The organism is Leclercia sp. M50, from assembly GCF_037150775.1.
GTDB lineage: Bacteria > Pseudomonadota > Gammaproteobacteria > Enterobacterales > Enterobacteriaceae > Enterobacter.
Map to the genome: position 1 here is coordinate 1 of NZ_JBBCPK010000150.1, position 6983 is coordinate 6983.

5 protein-coding genes are annotated in these 6983 nt (G+C 61.6%); 1 reads left to right on the forward strand and 4 read right to left on the reverse strand.

Annotated elements, in window-relative coordinates; all coding sequences use genetic code 11:
• A partial coding sequence (locus WFM46_RS22045) for an arylamine N-acetyltransferase (protein ID WP_336998553.1) occupies positions 1-595 on the forward strand: 595 nt, incomplete at its 5' end.
• Between the two features lie 96 nt (positions 596-691).
• Here WFM46_RS22045 and narI read toward each other — a convergent pair.
• The 4 genes from narI to WFM46_RS22065 form a co-directional block, all read right to left on the reverse strand.
• Positions 692-1372, reverse strand: a complete 681-nt coding sequence (narI, locus tag WFM46_RS22050; protein ID WP_103179651.1) for a respiratory nitrate reductase subunit gamma — start codon at positions 1370-1372, stop codon at positions 692-694.
• Entirely contained in the window at positions 1369-2064 is a 696-nt protein-coding gene (gene narW / locus WFM46_RS22055) for a nitrate reductase molybdenum cofactor assembly chaperone (RefSeq protein WP_336998554.1), read from the reverse strand. Before narW ends, narI begins: the two co-directional genes overlap by 4 nt.
• Positions 2064-3608, reverse strand: a complete 1545-nt coding sequence (gene narH, locus WFM46_RS22060) for a nitrate reductase subunit beta (RefSeq protein WP_114314924.1) — start codon at positions 3606-3608, stop codon at positions 2064-2066. Before narH ends, narW begins: the two co-directional genes overlap by 1 nt.
• On the reverse strand, positions 3605-6983 hold a 3379-nt coding region (locus tag WFM46_RS22065), incomplete at its 5' end, for a nitrate reductase subunit alpha (RefSeq protein ID WP_336998555.1). The genes WFM46_RS22065 and narH, both read right to left, overlap by 4 nt.

The window sequence follows — 6983 nt, forward strand, 5'->3', positions numbered from 1 at the left end:
ATTCCATGTGCGCAGCCTGCTGGGGCGGGTGGTGCTGGCGAATCCGGCCCAGATGCCGCCGCGCACCCACCGTCTGCTGCTGGTGGAACTGGAGGGCGAACGCTGGATCGCCGATGTCGGTTTTGGCGGGCAGACCCTGACCGCGCCCATCCGTTTGGTCGCCGAAGAAGAGCAGGCGACGCCGCACGGCCTGTACCGGCTAATCAACGACGGTTGCGACTGGGTGCTACAGTTCCGCCACCACGAGCACTGGCAGTCGATGTATCACTTCGATCTCACCGCGCAATACCAGGCCGATTACGTGTTGGGCAACTTCTGGTCAGCGCACTGGCCGCAATCCCATTTCCGTCATCATCTGCTGATGTGCCGACATCTGCCCGACGGCGGCAAACTGACCCTTACCAACTTCCACTTCACCCACTGGCAGGACGGCCACGCCCTGGAGCAGGTTAACCTGCCGGATGCAGAAGCACTCTACCAGGTGATGCAGGAGCGGTTTGGGCTGGGGGTGGATGATCCGAAGCACGGCTTTACGCTGGCGGAACTCACGGCAGTGATGGCCGGGTTTGAAACCCATCCGCAGGCGGGGAAATAGCCCGCAACGCCGGGCGGCGCATGCGCTTGCCCGGCCTACGGTGTGGTGCGCTTTTCCAGGCCGGGTAAGGCGCAGCCCCACCCGGCGTGGGTGAGGTTATCGTCGGGATCTCACCAGCTGATAACGCCGCGTAATGTACTCAAACGGCGCGCTCCAGACGTGTACCAGCCGGGTGAAGGGGAAGATCAGGAAAATGGTCATCCCCAGCACCAGATGGACGCGGAAAATAAAGGCCACGCCGCTCAGCATCTCCGATGAGCCGCCGCGGAAGGTGACAATCCCCTGGGCCCAGCCGACCAGCTTGAGCATCTCACTGCCGTCCGGGTACTGCGCCGAGAACGGAATGGTCGTCAGGCCGAGCACGCACTGGGTCAGCAATATACTCATAATGACGATATCCGGCGTGGTCGACGTGGCCCGCACCCGCTGGTTAAAGAGGCGGCGGTAGAGCAGCATCGAGCCGCCAATCAGCGTCAGCACCCCGCAGATCCCCCCGGCGATCATCGCCAGCTGCTGTTTCACCGCCATCGGCAAAAACCAGGCGTACATCCAGTGCGGGGTTAACATCCCGAACAGGTGGCCGAAGAAAATCCCCAGAATACCGATGTGGAACAGATTAGAGCCCCAGTTCATGCCGCGCTTATCCAGCAGCTGGCTGGAGGAGGCGCGCCAGGTGTACTGGCCGTAGTCATACCGCAGCCAGCTGCCGAGGAAAAAGACCGCGGCGCAGATGTAAGGGTAAATATCGAAGAAAAAGACGTTCAGATGGTGTGTCATTTTGGGCCTCCGGCGCTGACGTCCACGTACTGGGGAGCGACGTCCTGGCTAAAGCGTCGTTGATACTGCTGCATCGGCGAGCTGTCGCAGGCCGTGGCGTTATCTTCAATAAACTTCACCTGTTCCTCTTCCCAGACCGCATCCAGCGCCTGGCGGGTGTCATCCCGTTTTTCGCCTGCCACCTGCTGCGTGACGCTGTCACTGGAGAGCTTACTGCCTGCGAATTTCAGCAGGGCGTCGAACAGCTGATACTGTGCCACCTCCCGCTGTTTTAATCGCCCGCCAATCAGCGCCAGGATCGGCGCGACGTTTTGCAGTCCCTCTTGCGCCTGCGCCTCGGGCAGGATGCTCAGATACTCCAGATAGAGCGGCAGATAGTCCGGCAGTTCGCGGCAGTCGAGCTGCAAGCCGGCCTGCTCGTACTGGTTCATCAGGTCGACCATCGCCTGGCCGCGATCCCGGGATTCAGCATGCACATGCTCAAACAGCAGCAGCGAGGTGGCACGCCCGCGCTCGAACACCTCGCACCACGCCGCCTGCCGGTCAAGCAGCGGGGCGTTGAGATAGTGCTCTGCAAACGGCATCAGCCTCGGCGCGTCCTGCGCCACCAGGGCGAGGGCTTCGTCGCGGCTCTCCCACAGCGCCTCGTCCGGGTACTCAATCAGCAGGGCGATAATTTTGAGGATCTGCATTACTCTCCCTCCCCATGTTCGCGCACCTCGGTGATGTTGATGGCGTCGATGCGGCTGCTGTTGAACAGATTGAATTTGGTGTCGGAGCCGTGGCAGCCGTCACCGAAAGTAAAGCCGCAGCCGTTGCGCTCCGGGAAGGCGTCCCGGGCCATTTCCCGGTGGCTGGTCGGGATCACGAAGCGATCTTCGTAGTTGGCGATGGCGAGATAGCGGTACATCTCCTCTACCTGTTCCACGCTCAGACCCACCTCTTCGATAGCGCGGGTATCGGTCACCCCCTCTACGGTCTGGGAGCGCTTATAGTGGCGCATCGCCATCATGCGTTTCAGGGCGCGCAGTACCGGGCCGGTATCGCCCGCGCTGAGCATGTTCGCCAGGTACTGGACCGGAATGCGCAGGCTTTCCACCGCGGGGAGGATGCTGTCGGTCTGCGGCAGGCCACCGGCATCGGCGTAAGACTGGATCGGTGACAGCGGGGGAACATACCAGACCATCGGCAGGGTGCGGTATTCCGGGTGGAGCGGCAGGGCCAGCTTCCAGTCCATCGCCAGTTTATAGACCGGGGAGCGCTGGGCAGCATCAATCACGTTCTGGGGGATGCCCTGTTTCAGCGCCTCTTCAATCACCGCCGGATCGTTCGGATTGAGGAACACGTCGCACTGACGTTCGTAGAGATCGGTTTCATGCTCGGTGCTGGCCGCCTCCTGGATACGGTCTGCGTCATAGAGCAGGACGCCGAGATAGCGGATGCGCCCGACGCAGGTTTCCGAGCAGACGGTCGGCTGGCCCGATTCGATACGCGGATAGCAGAAGATGCATTTCTCCGATTTTCCGCTCTTCCAGTTGAAATAGATCTTTTTGTACGGGCAGCCGCTGATGCACAGGCGCCAGCCGCGGCATTTGTCCTGGTCAATCAGCACAATGCCGTCCTCTTCACGTTTGTAGATGGCCCCGCTCGGGCAGGTCGCCGCACAGCTTGGGTTCAGGCAGTGTTCGCACAGGCGGGGGAGATACATCATGAAGGTATTTTCGAACTGGCCGTACATCTCCTTCTGCATCCGGTCGAAGTTGCGATCCCGGGCGCGTTTCTCAAACTCGCCGCCCAGCAGCTCCTCCCAGTTTGGCCCCCACTTGATTTTATCCATGCGCTTGCCGTCAATCAGCGAGCGGGGACGGGCGGTGGGGAGATGTTCGCTCTCTTTGGCCCGATGCAGATCCTGGTAGTCGAAGGTAAAGGGCTCGTAGTAATCGTCGATCTGCGGCATTTGTGGGTTAGCGAAGATTTTTGACAGCACCCCCAGCTTGCCGCCCAGCCGCGGGGTCAGCTTGCCAGAGATGCCGCGGATCCAGCCGCCTTGCCACACCTCCTGGTCCTCCCAGTTTTTCGGGTAGCCGATGCCCGGCTTGGTTTCGACGTTGTTAAACCAGGCGTATTCCATCCCTTCGCGCCCCGTCCAGACGTTTTTGCAGGTCACCGAGCAGGTGTGACACCCAATGCATTTATCGAGATTTAACACCATGCCGACCTGTGAGCGTATTTTCATTTTTTCGCCTCCTGTACCTGGTCGTTACCTTCGCCATCCAGCCAGTTAATGTTTTTCATTTTGCGTATCATGATGAACTCGTCGCGGTTGGAGCCTACGGTGCCGTAGTAGTTAAAGCCGTAGGCGAGCTGGGCGTAGCCGCCAATCATATGGGTTGGTTTCGGGCAGACGCGGGTCACGGAGTTATGAATACCGCCGCGCCGTCCGGTCACTTCCGAACCGGGGATATTGAGAATGCGCTCCTGGGCGTGGTACATCATGGTCATGCCCGGTGGCACGCGCTGGCTGACCACCGCCCGGGCGGTGAGCGCCCCGTTGGCGTTGAAGGCTTCTATCCAGTCGTTATCCTCAATGCCCAGCTCCCGGGCGTCGGTTTCGCTCATCCAGACAATGGGCCCGCCGCGCGACAGGGTCTGCATCAGCAGGTTTTCGCTGTAGGTGGAGTGGATGCCCCATTTCTGGTGCGGGGTCAGGAAGTTGAGCGCTTTCTCCGGGAAGCCGTTCGGCGGGATCTCGCGCATATGGCTGACGCTTCGGGTATCAATCGGCGGACGATAGGCCACCAGGCTTTCGCCGAAGGCGCGCATCCAGAGATGATCCTGATACAGCTGCTGACGCCCGGAGAGTGTGCGCCACGGGATCAGTTCGTGGACGTTGGTGTACCCGGCGTTATAGGAGACATGCTCGCTCTCAATGCCGGACCAGGTCGGGCTGGAGATAATCTTACGCGGCTGGGCCTGAATATCGCGGAAGCGGATCTTCTCGTCCTCCTTGTTCAGCGCCAGATGGCTGTGTTCGCGCCCGGTGAACTCCGCCAACGCTTCCCAGGCTTTGACCGCCACCTGGCCGTTGGTTTCCGGGGCGAGGGCGAGAATGACTTCCGAGGCGTCAATGGCCGTCTCAATGCGCGGGCGGCCTTTCGCCGGGCCGTCGAGCTTGACGTAGTTGAGCTTGCCGAGGAAATCGACCTCATCCTGGGTGTTCCAGGAGATGCCTTTCCCGCCGTTGCCGAGTTTGTCCAGCAGCGGGCCGAGGGCAGTGAAACGCTCCCAGGTATCCGGGTAGTTACGCTCCACCACGGCAATGTTCGGCGCGGTTTTACCGGGGATGAGATCGCATTCACCCTTGCGCCAGTCGGCGATGTCAAACGGCTGGGAGAGCTCCGCCGGGGAGTCATGCTGCAACGGCTGCAGCACCACGTCAGTTTCGGTCCCCAGATGGCCGACACAGACCTCAGAGAAGACTTTGGCGATGCCCTTGTAGATCTCCCAGTCGCTGCGGGACTCCCAGGCCGGGTCGACGGCGGCGGAAAGGGGATGAATAAACGGATGCATATCCGAGGTATTCATATCGTCTTTCTCATACCAGGTGGCGGTGGGCAGGACGATATCCGAGAACAGGCAGGTGCTGGACATGCGGAAGTCGAGCGTCACCAGCAGATCCAGCTTGCCCTCGATAGCGGCGGTCTGCCACTCAACCTCTTCCGGCTTCACGTCATCGGTGGTGCCCAGTTCGTCGCCCTGAATGCCGTTTTCGGTGCCCAGCAGGTACTTGAGCATGTACTCATGCCCCTTGCCGGAGGAGCCGAGCAGGTTCGAGCGCCAGACGAACAGGTTGCGCGGGTGGTTATTGCCGCTGTCCGGCTGCTCGCAGGCCATACGGATATCGCCCGATTTCAGCGCCTGGGCGGTGTACTCCTGGGGCGACATGCCAGCCGCATCGGCCTGAGCCTTGATGTGCAGCGGGTTGAGGTTGAGCTGGGGGGCGGAGGGCAGCCAGCCCATCCGCTCGGCCCGCACGTTAAAGTCGATCAGGTGGCCGGTGAACTTCGAGGCGTCCGCCAGGGGGGAGAGCAGCTCCCGGGCGGTGAGTTTCTCATAGCGCCACTGGCTGGCGTGGTTGTAGAAGAACGAGGTGCTGTTCATCTGCCGTGGCGGGCGGTTCCAGTCGAGGGCAAAGGCCAGCGGCAGCCAGCCGGTTTGCGGGCGCAGCTTCTCCTGGCCGACATAGTGCGACCAGCCGCCGCCGCTTTTACCCACGCAGCCGCAGAAGACCAGCATGTTGATCATCCCGCGGTAGTTCATGTCCATGTGATACCAGTGGTTGACCCCGGCGCCGAGGATAATCATCGACCTGCCATGGGTTTTATGCGCGGTGTCGGCGAACTCCCGGGCGATCTGCTCGATATGACGACGCGGTACGCCGGTGATCCGCTCTCCCCACGCCGGGGTGTAGGCTTTGATCTCGGCGTAATCTTTGGCCGCGAGGTTATCCTCCAGCCCGCGGTCGAGGCCGTAATTCGCCAGTATCAGATCGTAGACGCTGGCGACCTGCAGCTGGCGGCCATCGGCAAGGGTCAACGTTTTCACCGGCAGCTGGCGCACCAGCACCGGCTCCTGCTTCACGCTGCGAAAATGCGGGTTCTCATTGCCGCCAAAGTAGGGGAAGGCTACCCCGGCGACGCTGTCGTGGGTGCCCAACAGGGAGAGCGCCAGTTCCGTCTCCTGGCCTGCCGCCAGCGGCTCGAGGTTCCATTTGCCTTTTTCACCCCAGCGGAAGCCGATAGAGCCGTTCGGCACCACCAGATCGCCGGTGGTGGTATAGGCGACGGTTTTCCACTCCGGATTGTTAGTTTCACCCAGCCCGTCGGCGAGGTCGGAGGCACGCAGCATCCGACCCGGCACCAGGCTGCCATCCTCCCGCGGATCGAGCATCACCAGCATCGGCATGTCGGTGTAGCGGCGGCAGTAGTTGAGGAAGTAGTCGCTCGGGTTGTCGAGGTGGAACTCTTTCAGGATCACGTGGCCCATCGCCATGGCTAAGGCGCTGTCGGTGCCCTGTTTCGGCGCCAGCCACTGGTCGCTGAGCTTCGCCACTTCTGAAAAGTCAGGCGTGATGGCGATGGTTTTGGTGCCCTTGTAGCGCACTTCGGTAAAGAAGTGGGCGTCCGGGGTTCGGGTCTGGGGCACGTTCGATCCCCAGGCGATGATATAGCTGGAGTTGTACCAGTCGGCGGATTCCGGCACGTCGGTCTGCTCGCCCCAGGTCATGGGTGACGCAGGCGGCAGGTCGCAGTACCAGTCGTAGAAGCTCAGGCAGGTGCCACCCAGCAGGGAGAGATACCGGGTGCCTGCGGCGTAGGAGACCATCGACATCGCCGGGATGGGCGAGAAGCCCGCCACCCGGTCCGGGCCGTAGTGTTTGATGGTCCAGACGTTAGCGGCGGCGATAAGCTGGTTCAGCTCTTTCCAGTTTGAGCGGACAAACCCGCCGTGGCCGCGGGCCTGCCTGTAGCTCTGGCGCTTTTGCGGATCGTTCTGGATGGCGTTCCAGGCCAGCACCGGATCGCTGTGCTGCGCCAGCGCCTCGCGCCAG